The following is a 26,272-nucleotide window of genomic DNA, read 5'->3' as shown; positions in this document are numbered from 1 at the left end:
TTATGATTTTGGGGGAATGATAAAGCTCATTTTAGTAAATTGATGTGGCTCGCACGTAATTTTTAGCGCTGCATCACGTCCAAATTGATTAGTGAGACGTTTGTCGACAATTTCTAAACCTAGCCCTGAGTGGTTTTCTTTTGGCGGTTCAAAACTGCCTGCGTTGTCTTCGACGGTAATCAAGTGACCTTGTGGGTGTGCTTCGCTGTATATATGAACTTTACCACCTTCAAGCATGTTTGAAATGCCATGCTTAATGGCGTTCTCAACCAAAGGCTGGAGTGTAAAGCTTGGTAATTTGATGTCCAGCAATTCAGGTTGAATATCGATTTCAACCTCTAAGCGGTCCGTAAAACGCGCTTTTTCGATGCTCAAGTACGAGTTCACATGTGCAAGCTCTTCCTTTAGCGTCACGGTATTAATGTTCTGCTTTAAATTGCTGCGGAAGAAGTGCGATAAATTTTGGATTAGCTCGCGCGCTTTGTCAGGGTCACGACGAGTAATCGCACTAATAGTATTGAGTGCATTAAACAAAAAGTGTGGATTCACCTGAGCGTGAAGCAATTTTATTTCTGCTTGGGCGAGTAAGGCTTGTTGTTGTTGGTAATCGCCATAAAGGATTTGGCTAGATAGAAGCTGGGCTATTCCTTCCGCCATCGACATGTTGGCCGTCGAGAACAATTTACGCTTCGGTTCATACAGCTTTATGGTACCAATGACCTCTTTCCCTGCACGCAGTGGGATGATCAGCGCAGATCCGAGCTTGCAATCTTTTGCAATGGAGCATTGGTATGGACGCTCCGCACCATCAAGATAAATGATGTCGTTTTTCTCCATGGAGTCTAATGTGCTTTGCGATGAAATCGGCGTGTTCGGTTTATGGTGATCATCGCCAATGCCCACAAACGCCAAGATCTTTTCTTGGTCAGTAATCGCGACAGCGCCCACTTTGGTTTCTTCGTAAATAATACGTGCGATTTTCTCTGCGTTTTCGGTGTTGAAGCCGTTGCTTAGAATTCCCACTGAGCGATCTGCAATGGTGAGCGCTCGACGCGAAAACGTCGCAGAAAACTTTTCAAAGATTGCTTTTCTGTCTTGCAGGATACTCATGAACAACGCTGCACCAAATGAGTTCGCGATGATCATAGGCGCTGCAATAGCGGACACCAGTTCATAGGCTTGATCAAAAGGTTTCGCGACGGCGAGCAGCAAAATCATTTGCACCACTTCTGCAACAAACGTGACGCTGAATACGACGCTTGGATTAAACAGCAATGCGCCTTTATTTCGCTTGATAAGGTAAACGTGGAGCAAGCCACCAATTACGCCCTCGGCGGTGGTTGAAATTGCGCAGGCTAGGTCAGTAAAGCCACCAAGAGAGTATCGATGGATGCCACCAGTAAATCCGACGGCGAAACCTACAACAGGTCCACCAAACAGCCCGCCCATAACTGCGCCGATCGCACGAGTATTGGCAATAGCATCGTTGATGTGCAGACCGAAATAGGTGCCGAGAATACAAAAGCCAGAGAAGAGTACGTAACAAATTAGGCGGTGGCTTAAGCGCGAAGAAATACTCAGCAAAGGTAAGATGATTGGCGTTTTACTTAGCATGTAAGCCAAAACTAAGTACACACACATCTGTTGTAAAAGGGAGATGACCAGTTCCATAGTGAACCTAACCTAGAATCAATGTTGTTATTGTATACCTAAGTAACCTCAAGATGCTTGGCTCAGATAGATAAGAACAGCTAAGTAAATGATGCTGCGCTGTGCTTTCTGAGTCTTAAAGTGACTTGGGTATAAAACAAAAAGAGCCTGCAATTGGCAGGCTCCTATCTTAGTCACTCAGATGTGACGAGTATTACGCTGTTTCTGATACGGCTTGTGGTTTCTCTTCGTCAGCCAGTTCAGTTTCACCTTTACCCTTAGAGGTTTTGATAACGTAACCTGTCACAGCTAGGGCAAACACAATACCTACGATAGTTGATAGTTGCATTGGCAGACCAAAACCTAGCGAGCTGTTGTTTAAGATGAACGTGACACATACCGTGGTCATGAAGATAGCTGGGATAGTGGTAATCCAGTGCAGCTTGTTGTGACGCAGTAGGTAAGCGGACGCAGTCCAAAGCATCATTACCGCTGTTGTTTGGTTTGCAAAACCGAAGTAGCGCCAGATAATGCCGAAGTCTACTTGAGTTAAGATACCGCCGATAACGAACAGTGGAAGTGCCATCAGTAGACGGTTACGTAGCGTTTTTTGTTCCATGTTGAAGTATTCAGCAAGGATCAAGCGGCTTGAACGGAACGCTGTATCGCCAGACGTAATTGGTAGGATAACCACACCCAGGAACGCAAGGATACCACCGAACACACCTAGCAGACCAAATGATGCGCTGTATACCACGTTACCAGGGCCACCGTTTTTCACAGCTTCTGATAGAGCGTCTAGAGAGCCGAAGAAAGACAGAGCGATAGCACACCAAATTAGCGCGATAACACCTTCACCAATCATTGCACCGTAGAATACGAAGCGACCGTTTTTCTCATTTTCCATACAACGCGCCATCAGTGGAGACTGAGTTGCGTGGAAGCCAGAGATAGCGCCACATGCGATAGTGATGAACAATGCAGGCCATAACGGCATGTCATTTGGGTTGAGGTTAGAGAACATGTCCGAAACTTGGAAGTCACCCATTACTGTGTGTTCGCTAGAGAAAGCAACGGCTGTCATTAGGCCAACAGACATAAAGATAAGTAGGGCGCCAAACAGTGGGTAGAAACGACCAATGATTTTATCGACAGGAACAATCGTCGCAATGATGTAGTAAGCAAAAATAGCAATAACCATTGTAGTCATGCTTACGCTCAAGCTTGTTTGATCATTGATGAGGTTAGTAATCATGCCAGCAGGGGCTGAAACGAACACTACGCCAACTAGAAGCAATAGGACAATGGCAAAAATATTCATAAAGTGTTTTGCGCCATTACCTAGGTAGCGACCTGTAATGGTAGGTACAGATGCACCGCCGTTACGCACTGAAAGCATGCCTGAGAAGTAATCGTGTACTGCACCAGCAAAAATACAACCGACTACAATCCAAAGCATCGCCGCAGGACCGTATAGTGCCCCCATGATCGGGCCAAAAATTGGACCAACACCTGCGATGTTAAGTAGTTGAACTAGGTAAACTTTCTTTGTTGACATTGGAACGAAGTCAACACCGTCCGATTTGGTGTGAGCTGGCGTTTGGCGTTTTTCATTGATGCCGAAAATCTTCTCGACGAAAGCGCCGTAGATGAAGTATCCGCCGATTAGGGCTGCGACACAGGTTAGAAACCACATCATAGCAATTGTCCTTGGTCTTAGTTGGGTAGGGTAATTTTTTAATCTCAGGATGCATGTTATGCGTCACTTGTGTTAAATGCATTCGGTTAGTAGATGAGTGGTCGAATAGAGCACTGAGTGGTCGATATGCTGCTTGAGCGGTTTTTAAAAATGGCGAAAGGTTGATGACAGTCTTGAGCGGCTGATTTGAGTCATCAGTGGTTAAATCTGCAAGCTCAGCGGCAAGCGCCAATAATTAGTGGTAAGCTTATTTTTGAAAACAATTACTTAAGGAAGAACCATGAAAAAGGTAACGGTAGGTCTGGCACTGGCTTTACTTGCAGGATGCACAGCAACGACAGCAGATCTTGCCAAGTCGGGAGATTGGCATCAGATCGGATATCAAGATGGCATAACCGGACACACATCGCGCACGATGAGCGAGCTTCGTGAGTTGGGTAGTGTTAAGCAAAGTGACTACGACCAAGGTTATTTAGAAGGTTTACGTGAGTACTGTAATCCTGCTTTTGCGTATCAAATGGGGTTATCTGGTCAGTATTACGAAGGGGTTTGTGAAGGTACTGAGCAAGCGCAAAAATTCCGCATGGAATGGCAACGTGGTTGGAATGAATACTCAAATTAATAGTCAATAAAGCCGTTGTTACACTGTCTGCATCACATAAATGTGGCAAAATCTTCCTTATTAAACTGTGCTCATATTTCTTGATAGTGAGCACAGAAAAAAAGGAATCACATTATGTCAACGCAAATGGCTGGTGGCTGGAGTCCATTTCATGAACTCACAGCAGAGAATAAAGAAGTATTTGCTAAAGGTATCGAGGGGTTTGTCTGTGTCAAATACTCCCCTTTGGTTGTGGCTACTCAAGTCGTAGCCGGACAAAACTATGCGTTTTTCTGTAATGCAGAAGTTGTCTACCCTGGAGCACAACCATACCCAGCAATGGTTCATATGTTCAGTGACCTTGAAGGTAAAGTCGGTATTACTCACATTGAACGATTGAACTACTAAATTAAGCCATAAAAGGCGCCTGACTTTTAAATAAGTGAGGCGCTTTATTGATTAAGATTGATTAGTTTGCGCGATCACGACTTTTCTTAAATATCCTTGCTTGGCGTTCAGTTGCTCAGTCGCGCTTTCTCTATCCAGCCCGGTTAAAATCATCAAAATCGCTAACTTGGCGTCGTAGTCCGTTTCTTTGAGCGCCGTTTTAGCCTCTTGGTTAGTACAATCTGTTGCTTGCATAACAATACGAGCCGCTCTTGCAACTAGCTTTGCATTCGTCGCTTTCACATCTACCATTAAGTTCTGATAACTTTTGCCCAGGCGAATCATGCTTGCGGTAGTGAGCATGTTCATTACGAGTTTTTGTGCTGTCCCTGATTTTAAGCGAGTGGATCCCGTTAACGCTTCAGGTCCAACAACGGGGCTAATCGCAATATCAGCAATATCTGCAATCGGAGAGTCAGGGTTACAAGATAGTGCTACAGTGGTGGCACCAAGCTCGTTCGCATACTCTAAGCCACCAATCACGTAAGGTGTTCGTCCACTTGCCGCAATACCAACGACGACATCGCGTTGTGTTAGCGTATTCTCTTTAAGATCTTGCTCGCCTAATGTAGGGTCGTCCTCCGCCCCTTCTTTTGCACGGAACATTGCCTCTTTTCCACCGGCAATAATACCAACGACCATCTCTGGATCTGTGCCAAAAGTTGGTGGGCATTCTGAAGCGTCCAAAACGCCAAGTCGACCACTGGTACCCGCACCGATGTAAAACAACCGACCTCCGACCTTAAATGCTTCCGTGATCTTATCAACGGCTTCAGCGATCTCAGGCAACACTTTTTCAACGGCAAGAGGAACGAGTTTGTCCTGTTGGTTGATGCGTTGAACAATATCGAGAGAAGGCAGCAAGTCGATGTCCATGGTGTCTGGGTTTCGCCCTTCAGATACCAGATGGGATAAAGCTGCGATAAGTGCATCGTTCGTCATAATGAATTAAGCCTTTTTGTTTAGGATCTATTGCCCTTAATTTTTTGAATAGAGTACACCCAGTGAAGCGAGACGACTTGCCCCCGTAACTTCCGGTAAGTTGCTAGGGAGGCCGTGAATATGGCGCTGCGCAAGCCAAGCAAACGCCATTGCTTCCATGTAGTCGCCATCAACGCCTTTTTCTGCCGTTGTCGCAACGCTCCATTGTGGCAATAACTTAGCTAGTCGCTGCATCAAAAGTGGGTTTCTTGCTCCACCGCCACAGACCAATAGTTGAGGTGTGATGCCATGAGAAAACTTGTCGACTTCGTTGGCAATGGTAATTGCAGAATACTCGCAAAGTGTACGTTGTACGTCTTCGATTGGTAAATTGTGATGGGCCAGTTGTTGATGCAGCCAGTCAATATTGAACAGTTCTCGCCCGGTACTTTTAGGGGCAGGCATGGCGAGGTAAGCTTCTTTGAGTAATTGAGTCAACAAAGTAGCGTTTACCGTTCCTTTAAGTGCAAATTGTGCATCTTCGTCGAAGCTTTGCCCAGTATGCAGCGCACACCATGCGTCCATCAACATATTGCCCGGGCCTGTGTCATAGCCAATGACTGGTTGTTCTGGATGCAGTACCGAGATATTGGCAATGCCTCCAATGTTAAGCACCACAATTGTGGAATCCTGCATCGCAAAAATGCTTTTATGGAAAGCAGGGACGAGTGGGGCACCTTGTCCACCTAGCGCCATGTCTTTACGACGAAAATCCGCTACCGTATCAATGCCTGTCTTGACTGCGATAATGTTTGCATCGCCCAATTGAGTGGTAAACGGCAAGTTTCCGGTAGGCTGATGGAACACTGTTTGACCGTGATTACCAATCGCACGAATTTGCTCTGCGACGTAGCCAGACTTATTGAGTAGCTGTAACACAGCATCTGCAAATAGGTGGCCGAGCTGGTGGTCAAGTTCACCTATGGTTTTTAAATTTGTTGCTTGACCGGTACAAACAGATAACAGCATGTCTTTTAGCGCTGCGGGCATTGGGTAGTCGTCGTGCGCAATCAGACGAACATGCTCATCGCTTATTTCAACTAGAGCGGTATCAACGCCATCCATACTCGTTCCAGACATCACACCAATGTACAGTTCGTTAAATTTCATAGCCGATCTCGTCAATTCTTCATTCACTTATTGTAAAGCAAATCTGAAGCGAATAACCTCATCGAATACGAGATATTCAGCCGATTTTGAGGAGAAAACATGGGACCGTTATGGGTTGACGTTGCGGGGTATGAACTGACCGCTGAAGACAAAGAAATCTTGGAGCATCCTACGGTTGGTGGCTTAATTCTATTTGCTCGCAACTATCATGATAGCGAACAGCTTCAAGCACTTACTCAATCCATCCGAAAGGCGGCTAAGCGCCCGTTTTTGATCGGTGTGGATCAAGAAGGCGGCCGAGTGCAGCGCTTTCGTGAAGGTTTCTCATTAATTCCTGCTGCTGATGAGTACGCTAAACATCAAAATGGTGAAGAGCTTGCTCGTATGGGCGGTTGGTTAATGGCAGCAGAGCTGATTGCCCATGATATTGATTTAAGCTTTGCCCCGGTACTTGACCAAGGCCATCAATGTAAAGCGATCGGTAACCGCGCATTCGGTGAAGATGCCGACACCATTCTTCGCTATAGCACTGCATATATGCAGGGAATGAAGAGTGTTGGCATGGCAACGACAGGCAAGCACTTCCCTGGACATGGTGGCGTGATTGCAGACTCACATCTAGAAACACCATACGACGAGCGCAGTGATATTTTTGAACAAGATATGGCGATCTTCAAAGCGCAAATTGATGCCGGTATTTTAGATGCCATGATGCCTGCTCACGTGATTTTCCCACATTATGATGCTCAACCAGCCAGCGGTTCTGAATACTGGTTAAAACAGGTCCTGCGTCAGCAATTGGGTTTTAAAGGTTTGGTTTTTTCGGATGATTTGACCATGGAAGGCGCTGCGATTATGGGCAGCCCAGCCGAGCGAGGTGCTCAAGCATTGAGAGCTGGTTGCGATATGTTGTTAATGTGTAATAAACGAGAAGCGCACGTTGAGGTATTAGACAACTTACCGGTTTCAACCGTGCCACTCGCGGATGGATTACTGAAAAAACAGTCATTTTCTCCAAGCGAACTTAAGCTATCTCAAGAGTGGAAAGCGGCGAGTGAAGCGATGAAACGCTTGACTAGCTAAACCTCTTGTAAAAGATTCAAAACAGCGATGAGAAGCCAAAGTTAATTATACTTTGGCTTTTCATTTGACTGTAAGCTTAAATTTACACTAAATGTTTTTTATTCTGTACGCTTGTTTTTCTTTTTTAGACTGTTATCTTGTCGTTAAAGCTTAGTTGTCTCACCAAAGGTTTGGTTGGGTGTAAAAATAAATATACAGGTTAGAGTTATGCAGAAAAGTGAGTTGAGCAATATTAATATTATCGAAGAACAGGTTCTTATTACTCCGGAGGAACTAAAAACCAAGCTTCCTTTGAGTGAAAAAGCACGTCGCTTTATTCAAGAGTCTCGTCAAACTATCGCTAATATTATTCACAAGAAGGATCACCGCCTGCTTGTTGTATGCGGTCCATGTTCTATCCACGACGTAGAAGCGGCGAAGGATTACGCAAAGCGACTTAAAGCACTCTCTGAACAACTAAGTGACCAACTGTATATTGTTATGCGTGTTTACTTTGAGAAGCCGCGCACCACGGTCGGCTGGAAAGGCCTGATCAATGACCCACACCTAGACGGCAGTTTCGATATTGAACACGGTCTGCATGTTGGACGCGAACTTCTGGTGGAGTTGGCAGAGATGGAAATCCCGCTCGCGACTGAGGCTCTAGACCCAATTAGCCCACAATACTTGGCGGATACTTTTAGCTGGGCAGCCATCGGTGCTCGTACGACGGAGTCACAAACTCACCGTGAAATGGCAAGCGGCCTGTCTATGCCAATCGGTTTTAAGAATGGCACCGATGGCAGTTTGGCAACCGCAATTAACGCGATGCAAGCTGCGTCCTCTAGCCACCGTTTTATGGGAATTAACCGTGAGGGACAAGTCGCACTGTTGACCACCCAGGGCAATGCTAATGGACATGTGATCTTACGTGGCGGCAAGCAAACTAACTACGATTCGGTATCAGTCACTGAGTGTGAGCAAGAGATGGCGAAATCTGGTCTTGATGCTTCATTAATGGTGGATTGCAGTCACGCCAACTCACGTAAAGATTACCGTCGCCAGCCATTAGTCGCGGAGGATGTGATTCATCAAATCCGTGAAGGCAATAAATCTATTATCGGTCTTATGATTGAAAGCCATATCAATGAAGGAAATCAATCTTCTGACTTAGCTCTTGAAGAGATGAAATACGGTGTATCTATCACTGACGCATGTATCAATTGGGATTCAACTGAGGCACTATTACGTCATGCACATGAAGAGCTAGTGCCTTTCTTAGAAAATCGTCTAAAGGCTAATTAATACAGGATTTAAGGAACATCAATGGCAGTTGAACTTAACGCATTACGCGATCAGATTGATGCAGTCGACAAGCAAATGTTGGAGCTATTGGCTCAGCGTTTAGCGCTCGTAGAGAAAGTTGGGGAAGTAAAAAGCGAACATGGTTTGCCAATTTATGCTCCAGACCGCGAAGCGGCGATGTTAGCTTCTCGTCGCGCTGAAGCTGAAAAAATGGGAATTCCTCCACAGCTTATTGAAGATATTCTGCGTCGAACAATGCGTGAGTCTTATGCCAGCGAGAAAGATTCCGGTTTTAAGTGTTTGAACCCTGATTTACGCTCAGTTGTTATTATTGGTGGTAATGGTCAATTGGGTGGCCTGTTTGGGCGTATGTTCAAATTGTCGGGCTACCAGGTCAAAGTTCTCGGCAGTAAAGACTGGGATCATGCGGATGAGATTCTAGACAACGCGGGTTTAGTCGTGGTCACGGTGCCGATTCATCTAACGGAAGGGGTGATCGAAAAACTGGGGAACTTGCCGCAAGACTGCATTCTGTGTGACCTGACTTCTATCAAGTCGAAGCCTCTGCAAGCAATGTTGAATGTGCACCAAGGTCCTGTAGTTGGTTTACACCCAATGTTTGGCCCAGATGTTCCGAGCCTTGCCAAGCAGGTTATTGTGTACTGTGATGGTCGTGGTCACGAGCATTACCAATGGCTATTGCAACAGTTTGGAATTTGGGGCGCAAGCTTGTGCCAAATCGATGCACAAGAGCATGATCATGGCATGACGTTGATTCAGGCGTTGCGCCACTTCACTTCGTTTGCTTACGGTATGCACCTTAGCAAAGAGAACCCGAACATCGATCAGTTGTTGAAGTTAAGCTCGCCAATCTACCGCCTTGAATTGGCGATGGTGGGACGACTGTTTGGTCAGGATCCGAACTTGTACGGTGATATCATTTTCTCTTCTCAAGAGAATATCGATATGATCAAGCGATTCCATCAGCGTTTAGGTGATGCGGTAGCGATTCTGGATAGCAGAGACAAAGCGCGATTCATCGAAAGCTTTAAGCAGGTGAGTGATTGGTTTGGTACTTATTCTCAACAATTTATGAATGAGAGCCAAAACTTACTCAAACAGGCGAATGATAATATTCATCGCGGCTAATCACGGGTCATTTAGCCGTGCAGAGTCCGAAACAAAAAGAGCAGCGTAAGCTGCTCTTTTTCGTGTTGATGGACAAATCAGTTCGTCGCAGTATTACTCGTATCTTCACTTGATACTGTGTTGATACTGGTATCGCGATAGGGTGAATTGGTTAAATTGACTTGTAGGCGTACAACGTTATCAATCAATTGAACCAAAGGTCCCCATTTCACTTTTTTCTCTTTTTCAAAGACGTCATTGAAGTTTTCTGGTGTCCACTCCATTAAGTATTGAGGGTTGAGTGCTCGTCCGAGGAAGCGTACTTCATAGTGCAAGTGTGGCCCTGTGGAGTTGCCAGAGTTACCGCATTGAGCAATGATGTCGCCTTTACTAACAAACTGACCGCTTTTCACTTTGAAGCGTTGTAGATGAGCAAAGGAGCTCATAAAGCCAAATGAGTGACGAATGGTGACATAGTTACCATAACCACGATTGCTCGGGCGAACGGTTTCCACCACACCGTCAGCCGGTGCCAGGATCTCTTCTCCTCTTTTACAAGTCAGATCGATACCAGTATGAACATGCCTCTTACCTGAAATCGGATTAATACGACTGCCGTAAGAAGAAGAAATACGTTGGTATGTGACTGGACTGTCATTTGGTATCAAACGGAACATCGTCGCGCGAACAGCAGAATCGATAGCGGCTGCGTCAATTCGCTCCTCTAACCCCATGCTGTTCTCATCGATCATCAACTCTTCGTCTGCGAGACCTAAAACCGATTCAACGTCGAATACCCGTTTGCCCAATAGCTGAATTTGATTGTTTTTGTCCGTCAAAGATTGGGAAAGCGAATGATTGGTATCAAGCTGCTCTTCGTAAAGAGCCGTCACTTCGGCCTTTTCACTTTCCAGTTTGGCGATGATTTGTGTTAGTTCGTCTTTATTGTGCATCTGCTGCTGATTAAGGTACCACGCGCCACCAACGACGGCGGGTAATGCCAATACTGAAGCAAATACTGCTAGGACCGAACTGCGGCCCAAATAGAACTGCTGATCGCCGTCTTTCGTCGGGATCTGCATGATGATTTTTTTAGACATAGTTATTGTTACTTAAATAGGCGTTCATTTATTTTTCTCCTAAAAACCAGAGAGGTGCTCTAACTCTCGATTCAGAAGGTCGTTATTGCCTACATTCAATTCTATAAATCGTTTTAGTTGGCTAATGCTTTCGATGTCTATCTTAGCGATCTTCAACCTAACCTCACACTTAGAGACATTCACAATTTGCGCTTTTAACGTAATCACTTGTTCGGATTGATCAAATGAAAAAGTCACATGGACTGGAAGGGTTGGATCCAAAGCCTCAGTCTCTTCCACTTTCATGAGTAAACCATGCAAGGAAAGATCTTGAATCCTAGCTTCAATTGCCAAGTCACGTTGTTCTATCTTAGCTGGAGCTTGATGGAGAATACGTGAAAAGCGTCGTCTCTCTGTCATATGAATATTCTCGTCAGGTCGTCAAACAGAATTGAATAGTATATCAATACGAACAAAAAATGTTCGATTGTTGTTTGAAAAGTGTCGAAGTCGCTACAGAGTGACGTAAGTGCAATGTCATGTTCTTAACGAACGAGACGGGCTAATGAGCTCTTTTTATAACAAAGAAAACAAAGGCCGCTATGATAGCGGCCTTTGTACAAATTACAATCAAACTTTGTGGGTTGCGATTACTTCGCAATACGCTTGTATTTGATACGGTGTGGTTCTGCGGCTTCAGGACCCAATGTTTTCTTCAACCAATCCATGTACTCTGTGTAGTTACCTTCGTAGAAGTTAACTTGGCCTTCGTCACGGTAGTCAATGATGTGGGTTGCGATACGGTCAAGGAACCAACGGTCGTGCGAGATAACCATTGCACAACCAGGGAACTCTAGTAATGCTTCTTCTAGAGCACGCAGTGTTTCAACGTCAAGGTCGTTGGTTGGTTCGTCGAGTAGCAACACGTTACCGCCCGCTTTAAGCAGCTTCGCAAGGTGGACACGGTTACGCTCACCACCCGATAGTTCACCAATAATCTTCTGTTGGTCACTGCCTTTAAAGTTAAAGCGTGAACAGTATGCGCGAGCTGGGATTTCGAAGTTGTTGATCTTAATGATATCAGCACCTTCAGAGATCTCTTGGAATACGGTTTTAGAATCGTCCATGCTGTCACGGAACTGATCGACCGATGCCAGTTTTACTGTATCGCCCATCTCAATTGTGCCCGAGTCTGGTTGTTCAGTACCACTTAACATCTTGAATAGCGTCGATTTACCTGCGCCGTTCGCACCGATGATACCAACAATCGCACCTTTAGGGATGCTGAATGACAGGTCATCAATCAGAACACGACCGTCAAATGACTTAGTTAGGTTCTTCACTTCAATAACCTTATCACCTAGACGCTCACCAGGTGGGATAAACAGTTCGTTGGTTTCATTACGTTTTTGGTGATCAGAGCTTTGTAGCTCTTCAAAGCGAGCCATACGTGCTTTTGACTTCGCTTGACGACCTTTAGGGTTTTTACGTACCCACTCAAGCTCTTTCTCGATAGTCTTTTGGCGAGCACTCTCTTGGGAGGCTTCTTGTTGTAGACGAGCGTCTTTTTGCTCCAGCCATGAGGTGTAGTTGCCTTCCCATGGGATACCTTCACCACGGTCCAGTTCTAAGATCCAGCCCGCAGCGTTATCTAGGAAGTAACGGTCGTGGGTGATGGCTACTACGGTACCTGTGTAATCCACTAAGAAGCGCTCTAGCCAAGCAACTGATTCTGCATCTAGGTGGTTGGTAGGTTCATCAAGCAATAGCATGTCTGGCTTAGAAAGTAGCAAGCGACAAATAGCCACACGGCGGCGTTCACCACCTGATAGGTGCGCAATTTTTTGGTCCCATTCAGGTAAACGTAGTGCGTTTGCTGCACGCTCAAGCGCATTTTCTAGGTTATGACCATCTTTCGCTTGGATAAGGGCTTCTAGCTCGCCTTGCTCTTTTGCAAGTGCGTCGAAGTCTGCATCTGGTTCAGCGTATGCTGCGTAGACTGCGTCCAAACGTTTCAGAGCGTCAGCAACGTCAGCAACCGCTTCTTCAACAACTTCACGAACGGTTTTTGATTCGTCTAATACTGGTTCCTGAGGTAGGTAACCTACGTTTAGACCAGGTTGTGGACGCGCTTCACCGTCGATATCCGTGTCGATACCTGCCATGATACGTAGCAGTGTGGATTTACCTGCACCGTTCAGACCTAAAACACCGATTTTCGCACCAGGGAAGAAGCTCAGAGAGATGTCTTTAAGAATTTGACGCTTAGGTGGCACAATTTTGCTCACCCGCGACATGGTATATACGTATTCAGCCATTGCCGATCGTTCCTAAATTAACTGTCATTCAAACCCATCATTTTATACCAAGTGCTTTGTTTTTGTTACCGCATTGCAAGAATTTCCCTAACGAATGGATTTCTTATTTTGAGCTGACCGGAAACTTACACGGTTAGGGTATACACTTTTGTTATTCGTTAAGAATGACGAAGTGTTTTCTATGCGAGTTAGAAACGCTTTGTCTCCATCGTCTTAAAAGTTTGACGAGTACAATTTTTAATACACTAAGTTGCTTTACATGGACATCTGCATTCTGTGTAAATAGATGCATGTGTGAAAATTGCCTTAACATCACATGAACTCTAACAAAACTAGGCTTTAGGGCAGTATATGTCTGGGGAAAATGACACAAATGAGATTCAACGTATCTGAATTGGCTAAAAACGTATGCTGCGCCGCCGCGTTGTGTGCTATGAGTTTGAGTGCTAATGCCGCGCTGAGTTTGGAAAAGCAGCGCGAAGTATATGAGCAAGCTCAAGATTTATTAGATAAAAATGACATCGATGGATACCTTTCAATTCGTCCTAAAATTTCTAACTATCCACTAACGCCTTATGTGGATTACCGCACTTTTATTAGACAGTTACCGGAAAAGTCACCACAACAGGTAAACGAGTTTATTTCTGAGCACGAGTCTTTTCCATTTTCTCGTCGAGTTCGCGCTCCATACCTCAATCATCTTTATAAGCAAAAAGATTGGAAAACTATTACTGAGTTTCAAAAAGTCATTCCTAGTGGTGAGCGTTACCAATGTATTTTCTACGTTGCTCAGTTAAAGCAAGGCAAGAAAGTCGCGGCGTTTAAAGGGGCTGAACATATGTGGTTACGTGGCATCAGCATTGCTGATGAGTGTGACCCATTATTTGCGGCATGGGACAAGGCGGGTGAGCGTACCGATGAACTGATTTTACAGCGTATGTTACTGGCGTTTGATGCTCGTAATGGCGGTTTGATGAGTTACTTGCTCAAACTGCCTAAATCTGCGCAGGCAAAGCAACAAGCCAAAGAAATGAAAGCGTTGTTTGATAATCCTGCAAGTGTTGCGGAATTCGCGAAGAAAAAACCTGCGAATGATTTTAATCGAGCGCAAAGTGAATATGCGTTAGAAAAGTTGGCTCGTATGAACACTAGCCAAGCACAAGGTGCGTACGATGCCGTCATTAAAGGACAGAAGTTTTCTCCAGAAAAAGCGCAAGAACTTGCCGACTATATTGCATTTCGATTGACTCGTACGGAGTCTGAGTCATTAGCTAAATGGCGCGATGATAAAACGAAAACCAGTCAGTACTTACCGTTGATTGAAACGCGCATCCGCTTAGCGATTCAAAATGCAGATTGGAAAGGCGTACAAGAGTGGATTGCTGTTCTAAATAAAGAAGAACAAGCCACGCTACGCTGGCAATATTGGCTTGGAAGAAGTGAAATAGCGTTAGGTGATGACATCGCGGGGAAACAGCGTTTAGCAACTCTGCTTGGGCAACGAAACTTCTACAGTGTGGCTGCCGCCAATGCAATCGGACAATCAATCAAATACCCAACGCATACGGTTAAGTTGGATAAGAAAGTTGTTCAACCCTATCAAGACTCGTTAGCTCGTATCGAAGAGTTGATCGCGACGGATAAAATCGCAGCAGCGAAGAGTGAATGGGCACACTTACTGCGCCGCGTAGGAAAAGATGAAAAGGCGATGTTGGCGGCTTATGCATCATTTAAACGTTGGCATCACCTAACGGTGACCGCGAGTATTCAAGCGCAGATGTGGGATAATATCGAACTTAGGTTCCCAATAGCACACCGCTGGTGGTTTAACTTTTATGCGAAAAAGCACAACATTGATCCCGTCACGATGATGTCTCTCGCTCGACAGGAAAGTGCGTTAGATGTTGAAGCCCGCTCTCCAGTTGGCGCTCGTGGTCTTATGCAGATCATGCCTGCGACGGCGAAGTACACGGCACGTAAATATAAGTTGAGTTATCAAGGTACGCAGGATCTCTACAATGTAGGAAAAAATATCGAAATTGGTAGCCATTATTTGCAAGGTTTATTAGAGGATTACGATAATAATCGTATTTTTGCTCTTGCTGCTTATAATGCAGGTCCTAACAGAGTAAAAACGTGGCGAGAGCGTACCCAAGGAAAAGTGGATGCTTATGCCTTTATTGAGGCAATTCCATTTAAAGAGACGCGCGGTTATGTACAAAACATCTTGATGTTTGAAACATACTATCGTGATCTTTTGGGTATCGATGGCGCGTTCTTGAATCAACATGAGATCAATACCAAGTATTGAGTGAGGTAACTTGATGTCGCACGAACCCGAGTACAAAGACTGGCAACAGATTATTGAGCTAATTCGAACAAGTATGGGCACCCAGCAAGATGACATGCTGTTAACTATGCTGATGTCACGTGATGAGAGAGAGTCATTAATATCACGCGTTAATATAATTAACGAACTTCTTAAAGGAGAATTATCTCAACGTCAGATCAGTCAGATGCTTGGTGTGGGCATTGCCACCATTACTCGTGGCTCTAACGAACTAAAGTCGAAATCTGATGAAGAAAAAGACAAGTTGAAAGTCTTGTTAGAACAAGTTGCGGTATCTAAGTAGACAGTATATCCAATTTGCTTTTAGGCCTTGGTGTTACAAGTGACTAAGATAACGTATTACAAAGGGCGGAAATATCCGCCCTTTTGCGTATCTAGAGACTAGGCTGAGTGTTATAAATTTGAAGGAAAATGCTCAGGGTTTGTGAATGGAATTAAAGCCAGAATCAAGGCTTGGTGATAGACTGAGCTTCGAGTTAGCTGGTTTTGGGTTAGCAGGCTAATAGCGCCACCTTTCTGTTTGATATTATCAGTACCAAACACTTCGTCCATTACATCTCCCAATTCATTCGCATCCTTGAGTTTTTCCAAGACTTTTGGCGGCAACATTAAGCTTGCAGAACGAGATTCACCGCGGTGAGTCTCTGATTCAACCACCATCCAAGCAAACGTCACGTTTGCTTCAATTCCCGCTTCGAGACCGACATAGTAATCCGCGTTTGGCATCTCTACTTTTGCGTTTTTAATGCGGTTTAGCGCACCACGATGAGTTTCTTCATTCGTCATGGGCTGATCTGCGACCTCACTCGGTACACTGATGCCAACGAAGTTGAATTCTTGATGCGGAAATGCATTACGAAATGCACTTTGAACTGCATTAATTTTGGCTGGGTTTAGCGATGCGATTACGACTTTTTGGGTTGCCATGATCTTTTTACTCACTGGTGTCTATTAACTCAATTTTACTTGCGTAGGCTTTACGTTCTCACTCGGGTAACAGCCTAATACTTTCAAGTGCTTAGTGATTTTTGTTAGCTCTTCAAGTGCCTGTTGCATTTCTGTCGAAGCAAGATGTGATGTCAAGTCTACGTAGAACATCTCTTCCCACGGGTTCCCCATAATTGGGCGTGATTCTAGCTTGGTCATATTGATGCCGTAACGTTGCAGCACTAATAGTGTTTCAACCAATGAACCTGCCTCTTGGGAGGTCGACATGATCAATGTGGTTTTTGCTGGAATCTGAGTAGAAACTTCAACCGGTTTACGAGCAACCACGATAAAGCGAGTATGGTTTTCGGTTTGGTTTGCGATGTTGCCTTGAATTGCTTGCAAGCCATATAGCTTACCGCTTGATGCATTACCAATTGCAGCTACATCATCACGATCCATCTCTTGGACTTTCTGCATTGCATCTGCTGTGCTCGCGCAGGACTCCAGCTTTACTCCTTTCATACGGCTTAAAAACTCACTGCACTGTTGGTGTGGCTGAGGGTGAGAATACAGCGTTTTAATATCTTCCAGACGAATGTCTTTTTTCGCAACCAAGCAGTGTTCGATTGGTTGAGTTAGCTCTCCAACGATGTAAAGCGTCGTGTGTTGTAGTAAGTCATACACTTCATTAATAGAGCCTGAGCTGGTGTTTTCGATTGGCAGAACGCCATAATCAGCATGGCCAGATTCAACCGTTTGAGTCACTTCTTTAAAGTGCTCGCAGTTGAGCTCGATAAGCTCCGTATTTTTACGACTGAAGTATTCGCGACTTGCCAAGTGCGAATAAGAGCCTTTGGCTCCTAAAAATGCGACGCGAGCAAGTGGCTTACGGCTTTGCTGTGGGTTAACGAGATTTTGCAGATAACTTTGTTGAAGCAGAACTGAGTCTTCAATGATGGTATGGAAAAGTTTGGTGATGTACTGCGCGTCAAGTTCGTATTTATCTTGGCCATTAGAAATCAGCTTGACCAATAATTGCTGTTCACGGACGGCGTCGCGAACAGGCTTTGAGGTTTGTACTTTGCTTTTGGCTACTTCAATGCTGAGTTTACGGCGCTCAGACAATAAGCTGAGAAGTTGGTCATCCAACTCATTCAAGCGTAAACGAATTTCTTCGAGGGAAATAGGTTGGTCAGTCATCAATTCTTTCCTTATAAAAAAGCCTCCCGATTTGGGAGGCTTTCTGTTTGTTTTTGACTTTTCTTTCACAAACGAGTTTGCCCCTCCAACTATGGGAGGAAAAAGAAGTCAAAAATAAACAGTGAGGTTAAATGCATAAATAGTGCTTAATTTATGAGTGTTTAAACACAATAAGCAAGGCTGGGGGGAGCGTCAAGCAAAAAAATAGCGCCTTTCGGCGCTATTTCCTCAATCTGTTCAGTTTACTCTTCTTCTTCCACTAGCTCAGGCTTACTTGCACGTCGAGCTTCAGGTTTGTGGGTCAGCTTGTTCAATTGTCGTTCTAGTTTTTGCTCCACTTCGTTGATAGCTGCGTAAAGATCTTCGTGAGTTGCTGAGGCAATGAGCTGGCCTTTAGGAACTTTGATAACCGCTTCGAATTTCTTCTGTTTGTTTGGTTCCTCACTGAAAGTTGCTTGGCAACCAATTAGGTCTACTTGCCATTTCTCCAGTTTTTTAAATTTGCTCTCAATATGAGCTCGGATTGCAGAGGTGATTTCGATGTTTTTGCCAGTGATATTCATTGTCATAAGTGTTTTTCCTCTGTTGCATCCCTCGTGGGTTGAGTTCAGATTACCGCTTTAAACATAAAAAAATGTGATTCAGATCATTATTTTGCTCGGGTTTTTTATGATGAAAAATGAATGTGATCTCACTCAAGAACTTCTGAGATTTATCGTGAAATTGCTTGTTATCGGTTAGTAAATCCGTAGATTGGATAGAGTACTCAGCTGAAAACGGCCTCGTTTTTAGGGAAGTTTTACGGCCTAATATTTGAGGTGGTTAAAATTTAACTACACGTAAGGTGTGATGACGATCACTGAGTCTCTCCAATGAATCCATTTAAAAAGCCGCTTACTGTACAAGCGGCTTTTTACTGTCTGGCATTTGGCTGACTTTTCGTAGCGGTATCATGAAAATGGGGTCTTTTGGGGCTAGTGAAACCCTTTCTAGACTTTTGACTTGGTCCAAACTTTCTAGTTGTTTGTATATTATGTAGTAGCGATTAATGCTTGTGACGTACCCAACCGTTGAGCTTAAACTTTTCCGCATAACGACTTCCACGTTATTAAACCAAACATTAGGATCGTAACCTTGTTGGGCTGCACGCTTACGAATACGCTCTACATTGCCGGGGCCCGCATTGTAAGCCGCCAATGTAAAGTAGAGTTTATTTTGTGCAGTAATATCAGGATCACTGAAGTACTGCTTACGCAAAAAAGCTAAGTATTTCACTCCAGCATGAATGTTGTTTTCTAATTGTCGAACATTTTTGATATTGATATTCGGATCTTGAGCGGTGCTGGGTAGGACTTGCATTATACCAACGGCACCTCGACTTCCAACTAGGTCGTTATTAAATCCTGATTCCTTGTAAGCGATTGCTGCGATCAGTAAATAGTCGATATCGTATTTCTCACCATAGCGTGAAAATAGCGCCGCGAGTTTTTCTAGTTGAGCAATTTTCTTAGGGTTAAGAGCTCTGTTCAACCATCCCGTGTTATCGATGTATTTACCGTAAATAACGTTACCGAGTAGTGTCCCAGAGCGAGACTTCTGGATGAACTTATTCACGACGGCTTTTAATTTGGGACTATTTTCTCGCATTGCCCAAGCAATTTTGCCATTTTTGCGGATAGGGATTTTTTTGTGCACCCGAATATCATCCATCACTTTCAGCCAAAGCTTGGCTTTATGGCTATCGAGAACAATGGCTTTGACGTAACCATTGTTGAGCATTCCGACCAGCTCATAATCTTGAAGTGTTTCTTCAATAAAGTGCACGATAACAGGCGGTAAGCCTTTTTTGTTTAGTTTCTTATTTAGTGTCTGAATGCTTTCAAAGTAGCTAGAACTGGCGCGCACCCAAATCTCTTTGCCGCTCAGTTGTTCGATTTTCGTCATCGTTGGTGTGCTTTTGTTTGTCACTACCCACTCTTGAATGTCAGTGAGAATGGGTGAACTGAACTCCACTTTCTGTTTGCGCGTGTCGGTAATAGTCAGGTTGGCGACAACTAAGTCACCTGAACCGTTTTCTAAGGCTGGCAGTAGCTGGTCGCGGGCAACAGGAATAATTTGTACGTTAAGCTTTGGTTTGAGTTTACGAAGGTCTTTTTCGAAATGCGCCAGCAATTCCGCGCCTATGCCTTTTGGTGTGCCGCCCTCAATGTAGTAAAAGCCTAAATCAGCAGAAACTAAGACGCGCAGTACATTCTTCTCCTTGATGACATCGAGGTCTCCGGTATAAGGAGGCTGTTTGAGCGGCGAGATTTGCAGTGCGCAAACGGAAGCAGACAATAGGAGCAGCATAACTGCGCAAAGCTTAGATATCGTCACGTTCACATCCTTTTTATAAAGGGGGGAGGAGAACTTTAAGCATATGTGGAGCTAGGAAGATCATCAAGAAAGGGCTGAATACACTATTGAGAGTAATAAAAAACCGCCACGGTAAAAACGGTGGCGGTTCAGTTTAAAGCAAGTTCAATTACTTCACAGGGTTGAGCTCGATAAGCTTTTCAGTTCTTGCTACGGCGTCTTCCAAACCAAGTTGCTTGTAGGCCTCTAGCTGGATAGTCAGTGACTTACGTGCAGCTTCTGTGTCTGGATACGCTTTTTGTAGCTCTTGGCTGCGATTAATAGCAGCGACCCAAGCTTCACGGCGAAGGTAGAAGTCAGCAGTCGCTAAATCATAGTTCGCTAGACGGTTTTTCAGCGCAACCATACGTTTTTGTGAATCTTGTGCATATGGGCTATTCGGGTAGCGTTGAAGTAGTTTTTTGAAGTCATCAAACGCTTTTTTTACCGGTTCAGGATCGCGATCGCTTCGATCTACGCTGAATAAATCATGCATAAAGTTACGATCTTGCGCCATGTGGCTTAGACCTCGCATGTACAGCACCCAGTCCATCTTTTCATGGGTTGGGTTTAAACGCATAAAGCGAGAAATGGTTGCCAAGCCCAAAGCAAGGTCGTCGTTTTTGTAGTACGCATAGATTAGGTCAAGCTGCACCTGTTCTGAGTAGGCACCGAATGGGTAACGTGAGTCTAATGCTTCCAGTTTCTCAATTGCAGAAAGCCAATTACCACTTTGAAGAGAAATCTGTGCGTCTGCATACAGTTCCGAAGGCGGCACATCAGGAACGATTTCTTCTTTGCTTGTACATCCAAACAGAAGGGATACCGCTAAAAGGCCTGTTAAAGTCTGACGTTTCATATCAGGAGTCTGTTCCTTGAATCTAAATATTTCTTAAGCTGCCGTTACTTTCTTTCCAGTAACAGATACAATGACGTAATAGTCTATTTTTTCACAGTCGTGAGCATTAGTCTCACAGTTTTTAAAAAAGTTCGATATGGCTCAGCAGATTGTATTAACAAATACCGTAAAAGATAGCCAGTTAGGTCAACGTTTAGACCAAGCTATCGCCGAATTATTCGCGGACTTCTCTCGCTCGCGCCTAAAAGAGTGGCTGCTTGATGGGAAAGTTCAAGTTGATGGTGAAGTTGTCACTAAACCTCGTACCAAAGTAATGGGTGGCGAGGAAATTACATTGCAAGCCGAGTTAGAAGATGAAGAACGCTGGGAAGCGCAAGATATCCCGCTAGATATCGTCTATGAAGATGAAGATATTATCGTTATCAACAAACCTCGTGACTTTGTGGTTCATCCGGGCGCTGGTACGCCTGATGGCACTGTGCTTAATGCGTTGTTGCATCATTACCCTGATATTGCAGAAGTACCTCGTGCAGGTATCGTGCACCGTTTGGATAAAGACACCACGGGTTTGATGGTGGTGGCGAAAACCGTTCCTGCACAAACTCGTCTGGTTCGCGCACTGCAAAAACGTAATATTACTCGTGAGTACGAAGCGATCGCTATTGGTCGTATGACTGCGGGCGGTAAAGTGGATCAACCTATTGGTCGTCACTCTACTAAGCGCACGCTTATGGCGGTGGCACCAATGGGCAAACCAGCCGTAACGCACTACCGTGTTGCTGAACGCTTCCGCGAACACACGCGTATTCGCTTGCGTCTAGAAACGGGTCGTACGCACCAGATTCGTGTGCACATGTCTTACCTTCAGCATCCGCTGCTCGGTGATATTGCATATGGTGGACGTGCTCGCATCCCGACAGGTGCGTCTGAAGAGCTAACGGCAATGATCCGGGGTTTCGATCGCCAAGCATTGCACGCAGTAATGCTGCGCTTTGAGCACCCAATTACGGGCGAAGTTCTTGAGTTTCATGCTCCAGTGCCTGATGACATGGTTGTGATGACTGAAGCGCTTCGTCAAGATACAGAAGAGCACGGCTTACCGGAAGAATTCTAATATGAAGACGATCATTCCGAATTGGCCAGCGCCTAAAAATGTCAAAGCTTTCGCCTCAACACGCATAGGCGGCTTTTCGACAGGCCCTTACCAAGGGCTAAATTTAGGTACTCACGTTGGGGATGATCTGTCTTTAGTAGAGAAGAACCGAGTTTGGTTGGCGCAACAGGCAAACATGCCAAATGCGCCAGTCTGGTTAAACCAAACGCATTCAACCATTGTGGCTCAAGCAAATGAACCAACAACACAGGTGCTTGATGCGGATGGTGTATTTACTTCTTCAAGCCATGTTGTTTGTTCAGCGATGACCGCCGATTGTTTACCTGTATTATTGACTAATACACAAGGTACGCAAGTAGCCGCTGTTCACGCAGGTTGGCGCGGCTTAGCAAATGGCATTGTCGAAAATGCGTTAGCGTTGTTTTCTGGTGAAGTGATAGCGTGGCTTGGCCCCGCCATTGGCCCTCAAGCCTTCGAAGTGGGTGAAGATGTTCTGCAAGCTTTTTTTGATTTTGATTCACAGGCGAATCAAGCATTTGCTCCACGCGATATCGACGGTAAATGGTTTGCTGACATGTCGGTGCTGGCAACGCAACGTCTAAACCGGGCTGGTGTGACACAAGTGTTTGATTCTGGACTTTGTACTTACCAAGATAAAGCCTCTTTTTACTCTTATCGCCGTGATGGTAAGACTGGTCGACAAGCAACCTTTATTTGGATCGAAGACTAGCTATAAGCACCAAAGTGCTAAGATGCATACTACTATTTTTGCAAAGCTATCTTTATTCATTCACTCCCTTGAAATTCCCCACCCGAGTATCCATCTTTCTAACTGTCAAAAGAATTTCCTTTAGTTGAGGTTAGGAAGGTAGATATGCGTCTTGATCGATTCACAAGTAAGTTTCAAATCGCTATCTCTGATGCTCAATCACTAGCGTTAGGGCGCGATCATCAATATATCGAGCCAGTTCACCTCATGGTGGCTTTGCTTGATCAAAATGGCAGTCCAATTCGTCCATTGCTTACTATGCTGGATGTGGACGTAACGCATTTACGCTCTAAATTGAGTGAAATGTTAGATCGATTACCAAAAGTCAGTGGCATCGGTGGGGATGTTCAGCTCTCTAGCTCGATGGGCACATTGTTTAACCTGTGTGACAAAGTGGCGCAAAAGCGTCAAGACTCCTATATCTCGTCTGAAGTCTTCCTGCTTGCCGCTTTAGAAGATCGCGGACCATTGGGGCAATTGCTCAAAGAGATCGGCTTAACAGAGCAAAAAGTCAGCCAGGCAATCGAAAAGATCAGAGGTGGTCAAAAGGTCAATGATCCGAATGCAGAAGAGCTTCGTCAAGCATTGGAAAAGTTCACCATAGACCTTACCGAACGTGCAGAGCAAGGTAAATTGGATCCGGTTATCGGCCGTGATGATGAAATCCGTCGTACTATCCAGGTATTGCAGCGTCGTACTAAAAACAACCCTGTGATTATCGGTGAACCAGGCGTAGGTAAGACAGCAATTGTTGAAGGCTTAGCGCAGCGCATAGTTAACAATGAAGTACCTGAAGGTCTGCGTGGTCGCCGTGTGCTATCACTGGATATGGGCGCACTGGTTGCTGGCGCGAAATACCGTGGGGAATTTGAAGAGCGTTTAAAATCAGTATTGAATGAACTTGCTAAAGAAGAAGGCAACGTCATCCTCTTCATTGATGAACTACACACTATGGTCGGTGCTGGTAAAGGTGAAGGCTCAATGGATGCGGGCAACATGCTAAAACCGGCATTAGCTCGTGGTGAGCTGCACTGTGTTGGCGCAACAACATTGGATGAATATCGTCAGTACATCGAAAAAGATGCAGCATTAGAACGTCGTTTCCAAAAAGTGCTGGTGGATGAGCCGACCGTTGAGGATACCGTGGCGATTTTACGTGGCTTGAAGGAGCGTTATGAGCTTCATCATCACGTCGAAATTACCGACCCAGCGATTGTTGCTGCGGCGAGTTTGTCACATCGCTATGTCTCCGACCGTCAGTTGCCGGATAAAGCGATTGACTTGATTGACGAAGCGGCTTCAAGCATTCGTTTACAAATTGACTCTAAGCCAGAGTCCTTGGATAAGCTTGAGCGTAAAATCATCCAACTCAAAATTGAGCAACAAGCACTAAGTAACGAGCACGATGAAGCGAGTGAAAAGCGTTTGAAAGCGCTTAATGAAGAACTCAATGAAAAAGAACGTGAGTACGCTGAACTAGAAGAGGTTTGGAATACAGAAAAAGCAGCTCTTTCTGGCACTCAACATATTAAGTCTGAGCTTGAACAAGCTCGTATGGACATGGAGTTTGCTCGCCGTGCTGGCGATCTAAACCGTATGTCGGAGCTTCAATATGGTCGTATTCCTGAACTTGAGAAGCAGTTAGATCTTGCAACCCAAGCTGAAATGCAGGAAATGACGCTATTGCGTAATAAAGTAACCGACAACGAGATTGCAGAAGTACTTTCTAAGCAAACCGGCATTCCGGTATCCAAGATGCTAGAAGCGGAAAAAGAGAAACTACTTCGTATGGAAGACGTGCTGCATAATCGTGTGGTAGGGCAAAGCGAAGCGGTCTCTGTTGTATCGAATGCCATTCGTCGTAGTCGAGCTGGGCTTTCTGATCCAAACCGACCAATTGGCTCCTTCTTATTCTTAGGTCCAACTGGTGTGGGTAAAACAGAGCTTTGTAAGACACTTGCGAGCTTTATGTTCGACAGTGAAGATGCGATGGTCCGTATCGATATGTCTGAGTTCATGGAGAAACACTCAGTGGCAAGATTGGTGGGTGCGCCTCCAGGCTATGTCGGATATGAAGAGGGTGGTTACTTAACTGAAGCGGTTCGTCGCAAGCCGTATTCGGTAATTTTGTTAGACGAAGTAGAGAAAGCGCATCCGGATGTATTTAACATTCTGCTGCAAGTTCTCGATGATGGGCGTTTAACGGATGGTCAAGGTCGTACTGTTGACTTCCGTAATACGGTTGTGATCATGACATCTAACTTGGGTTCATCTCGTATCCAAGAGAATTTCGCAACATTAGACTATCAAGGTATCAAGAGTGAAGTGATGGATGTGGTTAGCAAACACTTCCGCCCAGAGTTCTTGAACCGTGTTGACGAAATCGTGGTGTTCCATCCACTTGGTCAAGAGCACATTAAGTCCATTGCTTCTATTCAATTGGAACGTTTGGCGAAACGACTAGAGGAGAAAGGCTATCAACTAGAAGTTTCCGACAAAGCACTCGACTTGATCGCTCAAGTTGGTTTCGATCCTGTGTATGGTGCGCGTCCTTTAAAACGTGCAATTCAGCAGAATGTCGAGAACCCGTTAGCCAAATCAATTCTTTCTGGTGAAATCGTTCCAGACAAGACAGTGCAGCTAATTGTTACTAATGACCAAATTTGTGCTCATCAATAATTGTATGGATACAGTAAAATTGAGATAAAAATCACACTAAAGGGGCCGTTTGGCCCCTTTTCTATAGTTTTTTAGAGTCTTTTGTCTGTTTTCTATACGAATAAACTAAAAAGGTGAGTTTTTTTAAAAAATGCACTTGTGTTCTTTAATGAACTCCCTATAATGCGCCTCCGTTGTCACGGGAAAGCAAGTGAAGCGGAACCTAAACAACTACGGTTAGTGAGTTAAAATTAACTCGCAGATAAATAACTTAAAAAAGTGTTTGACACGATAAGTTATCTAGCTAAAATAGCCGTCCGCTTTGAAGAGAACTTCGAAGTGTGCTCTTTAAAAATATAGACCTATCAATCTGTGTGGGCACTCGTTGATGATAATCCAATTAGAAGCTTAGGCTTCAAATTAGGTTTCAATGATACGAAGTGACCATTGAATCGAAAGATTCAGCACAGTCAATTCAAACATTACTTCTGCTATTTATTAGCGAAAGGAATGTTCAGTATTCATTGAGCCGAACAAAATCTTAAATTGAAGAGTTTGATCATGGCTCAGATTGAACGCTGGCGGCAGGCCTAACACATGCAAGTCGAGCGGAAACGA

At 44.7% G+C, this 26,272-nt stretch carries 22 protein-coding genes, 1 rRNA gene and 1 other annotated feature; of the genes, 11 read left to right on the top strand and 12 right to left on the bottom strand.

Features of this window, described 5'->3' with window-relative positions; all coding sequences use genetic code 11:
• Both R7Z50_RS16330 and R7Z50_RS16325 read right to left on the bottom strand, forming a co-directional pair.
• Nucleotides 1-1,671, bottom strand: a complete 1,671-nt coding sequence (locus R7Z50_RS16330) for a sensor histidine kinase (protein WP_005381915.1) — start codon at nucleotides 1,669-1,671, stop codon at nucleotides 1-3.
• Nucleotides 1,672-1,864: 193 nt separating this feature from the next.
• Complete coding sequence (locus tag R7Z50_RS16325) at nucleotides 1,865-3,349, bottom strand: carbon starvation protein A (RefSeq protein ID WP_005381914.1); 1,485 nt, start codon at nucleotides 3,347-3,349, stop codon at nucleotides 1,865-1,867.
• A gap of 280 nt (nucleotides 3,350-3,629) precedes the next feature.
• On the opposite strand from R7Z50_RS16325, the gene R7Z50_RS16320 reads away from it, so the two are divergent.
• Together R7Z50_RS16320 and R7Z50_RS16315 are read left to right on the top strand one after the other, a co-directional pair.
• A complete protein-coding gene (locus tag R7Z50_RS16320) occupies nucleotides 3,630-3,971 on the top strand; it encodes a DUF2799 domain-containing protein (protein WP_005381912.1) in 342 nt (113 codons plus the stop codon).
• 114 nt (nucleotides 3,972-4,085) lie between these two features.
• Complete coding sequence (locus tag R7Z50_RS16315) at nucleotides 4,086-4,358, top strand: hypothetical protein (RefSeq protein ID WP_053306896.1); 273 nt, start codon at nucleotides 4,086-4,088, stop codon at nucleotides 4,356-4,358.
• Between the two features lie 51 nt (nucleotides 4,359-4,409).
• Here the strand turns inward: R7Z50_RS16315 and murQ are convergent, their stop codons facing one another.
• Together murQ and R7Z50_RS16305 are read right to left on the bottom strand one after the other, a co-directional pair.
• A complete protein-coding gene (gene murQ, locus R7Z50_RS16310) occupies nucleotides 4,410-5,339 on the bottom strand; it encodes an N-acetylmuramic acid 6-phosphate etherase (protein ID WP_318149155.1) in 930 nt (309 codons plus the stop codon).
• Between the two features lie 36 nt (nucleotides 5,340-5,375).
• Nucleotides 5,376-6,488: an anhydro-N-acetylmuramic acid kinase gene (locus tag R7Z50_RS16305; RefSeq protein ID WP_033906112.1), complete on the bottom strand. Its 1,113-nt coding sequence runs from the start codon at nucleotides 6,486-6,488 to the stop codon at nucleotides 5,376-5,378.
• Between the two features lie 99 nt (nucleotides 6,489-6,587).
• Between R7Z50_RS16305 and nagZ the strand changes: the two genes are divergently transcribed.
• The 3 genes from nagZ (at nucleotide 6,588) to tyrA (ending at nucleotide 10,004) form a co-directional block, all read left to right on the top strand.
• Nucleotides 6,588-7,571: a beta-N-acetylhexosaminidase gene (gene nagZ / locus R7Z50_RS16300; protein ID WP_005381905.1), complete on the top strand. Its 984-nt coding sequence runs from the start codon at nucleotides 6,588-6,590 to the stop codon at nucleotides 7,569-7,571.
• A gap of 207 nt (nucleotides 7,572-7,778) precedes the next feature.
• On the top strand, nucleotides 7,779-8,855 hold the full coding sequence (locus R7Z50_RS16295; RefSeq protein WP_005381904.1) for a 3-deoxy-7-phosphoheptulonate synthase: 1,077 nt from the start codon (nucleotides 7,779-7,781) through the stop codon (nucleotides 8,853-8,855).
• Between the two features lie 21 nt (nucleotides 8,856-8,876).
• On the top strand, nucleotides 8,877-10,004 hold the full coding sequence (gene tyrA, locus R7Z50_RS16290; RefSeq protein ID WP_005381901.1) for a bifunctional chorismate mutase/prephenate dehydrogenase: 1,128 nt from the start codon (nucleotides 8,877-8,879) through the stop codon (nucleotides 10,002-10,004).
• Between the two features lie 77 nt (nucleotides 10,005-10,081).
• Here the strand turns inward: tyrA and R7Z50_RS16285 are convergent, their stop codons facing one another.
• From R7Z50_RS16285 to ettA, 3 genes are all read right to left on the bottom strand, one after another.
• Nucleotides 10,082-11,083 carry a M23 family metallopeptidase gene (locus R7Z50_RS16285; RefSeq protein ID WP_005381900.1) on the bottom strand — a complete coding sequence of 334 codons (1,002 nt, stop codon included), beginning with the start codon at nucleotides 11,081-11,083 and terminating at the stop codon, nucleotides 10,082-10,084.
• Nucleotides 11,084-11,122: 39 nt separating this feature from the next.
• A complete protein-coding gene (locus R7Z50_RS16280) occupies nucleotides 11,123-11,482 on the bottom strand; it encodes a PilZ domain-containing protein (RefSeq protein WP_065274196.1) in 360 nt (119 codons plus the stop codon).
• A 230-nt stretch (nucleotides 11,483-11,712) separates the two neighbouring features.
• Nucleotides 11,713-13,380: an energy-dependent translational throttle protein EttA gene (gene ettA, locus R7Z50_RS16275; RefSeq protein WP_005381894.1), complete on the bottom strand. Its 1,668-nt coding sequence runs from the start codon at nucleotides 13,378-13,380 to the stop codon at nucleotides 11,713-11,715.
• 364 nt (nucleotides 13,381-13,744) lie between these two features.
• On the opposite strand from ettA, the gene R7Z50_RS16270 reads away from it, so the two are divergent.
• A complete protein-coding gene (locus tag R7Z50_RS16270) occupies nucleotides 13,745-15,691 on the top strand; it encodes a transglycosylase SLT domain-containing protein (RefSeq protein WP_372434380.1) in 1,947 nt (648 codons plus the stop codon).
• 13 nt (nucleotides 15,692-15,704) lie between these two features.
• Nucleotides 15,705-16,013: a trp operon repressor gene (gene trpR / locus R7Z50_RS16265; protein ID WP_005381892.1), complete on the top strand. Its 309-nt coding sequence runs from the start codon at nucleotides 15,705-15,707 to the stop codon at nucleotides 16,011-16,013.
• Nucleotides 16,014-16,123: 110 nt separating this feature from the next.
• Here the strand turns inward: trpR and yjjX are convergent, their stop codons facing one another.
• The 5 genes from yjjX to R7Z50_RS16240 form a co-directional block, all read right to left on the bottom strand.
• Nucleotides 16,124-16,657: an inosine/xanthosine triphosphatase gene (gene yjjX / locus R7Z50_RS16260; RefSeq protein ID WP_318149154.1), complete on the bottom strand. Its 534-nt coding sequence runs from the start codon at nucleotides 16,655-16,657 to the stop codon at nucleotides 16,124-16,126.
• A gap of 24 nt (nucleotides 16,658-16,681) precedes the next feature.
• Complete coding sequence (gene pheA / locus R7Z50_RS16255; RefSeq protein WP_017636154.1) at nucleotides 16,682-17,860, bottom strand: prephenate dehydratase; 1,179 nt, start codon at nucleotides 17,858-17,860, stop codon at nucleotides 16,682-16,684.
• Between the two features lie 12 nt (nucleotides 17,861-17,872).
• Nucleotides 17,873-17,994, bottom strand: a sequence feature (Phe leader region).
• A 108-nt stretch (nucleotides 17,995-18,102) separates the two neighbouring features.
• Nucleotides 18,103-18,429: a ribosome hibernation-promoting factor, HPF/YfiA family gene (gene hpf / locus R7Z50_RS16250; protein ID WP_005381889.1), complete on the bottom strand. Its 327-nt coding sequence runs from the start codon at nucleotides 18,427-18,429 to the stop codon at nucleotides 18,103-18,105.
• Nucleotides 18,430-18,754: 325 nt separating this feature from the next.
• Nucleotides 18,755-20,236, bottom strand: a complete 1,482-nt coding sequence (locus R7Z50_RS16245) for a lytic transglycosylase F (protein WP_309473959.1) — start codon at nucleotides 20,234-20,236, stop codon at nucleotides 18,755-18,757.
• A 148-nt stretch (nucleotides 20,237-20,384) separates the two neighbouring features.
• Complete coding sequence (locus R7Z50_RS16240) at nucleotides 20,385-21,113, bottom strand: outer membrane protein assembly factor BamD (protein WP_318149153.1); 729 nt, start codon at nucleotides 21,111-21,113, stop codon at nucleotides 20,385-20,387.
• A 136-nt stretch (nucleotides 21,114-21,249) separates the two neighbouring features.
• Here R7Z50_RS16240 and rluD point away from each other — a divergent pair, with 136 nt between their 5' ends.
• The 4 genes from rluD to R7Z50_RS16220 all read left to right on the top strand — a co-directional run.
• Nucleotides 21,250-22,227 (top strand): 23S rRNA pseudouridine(1911/1915/1917) synthase RluD, encoded by a 978-nt coding sequence (gene rluD / locus R7Z50_RS16235; protein ID WP_005381875.1) that lies wholly within the window; start codon nucleotides 21,250-21,252, stop codon nucleotides 22,225-22,227.
• 1 nt (nucleotide 22,228) lies between these two features.
• Nucleotides 22,229-22,957 carry a peptidoglycan editing factor PgeF gene (gene pgeF, locus R7Z50_RS16230; RefSeq protein ID WP_318149152.1) on the top strand — a complete coding sequence of 243 codons (729 nt, stop codon included), beginning with the start codon at nucleotides 22,229-22,231 and terminating at the stop codon, nucleotides 22,955-22,957.
• Nucleotides 22,958-23,101: 144 nt separating this feature from the next.
• Nucleotides 23,102-25,675 (top strand): ATP-dependent chaperone ClpB, encoded by a 2,574-nt coding sequence (clpB, locus tag R7Z50_RS16225; RefSeq protein WP_005381873.1) that lies wholly within the window; start codon nucleotides 23,102-23,104, stop codon nucleotides 25,673-25,675.
• Between the two features lie 522 nt (nucleotides 25,676-26,197).
• Nucleotides 26,198-26,272, top strand: a 16S ribosomal RNA gene (locus R7Z50_RS16220); the annotation flags it as partial.

The organism is Vibrio sp. 1249-1, assembly GCF_033340495.1.
The sequence above is the reverse complement of the archived record's forward strand: the minus strand, read 5'-3'. Positions and strand labels throughout refer to the sequence as shown.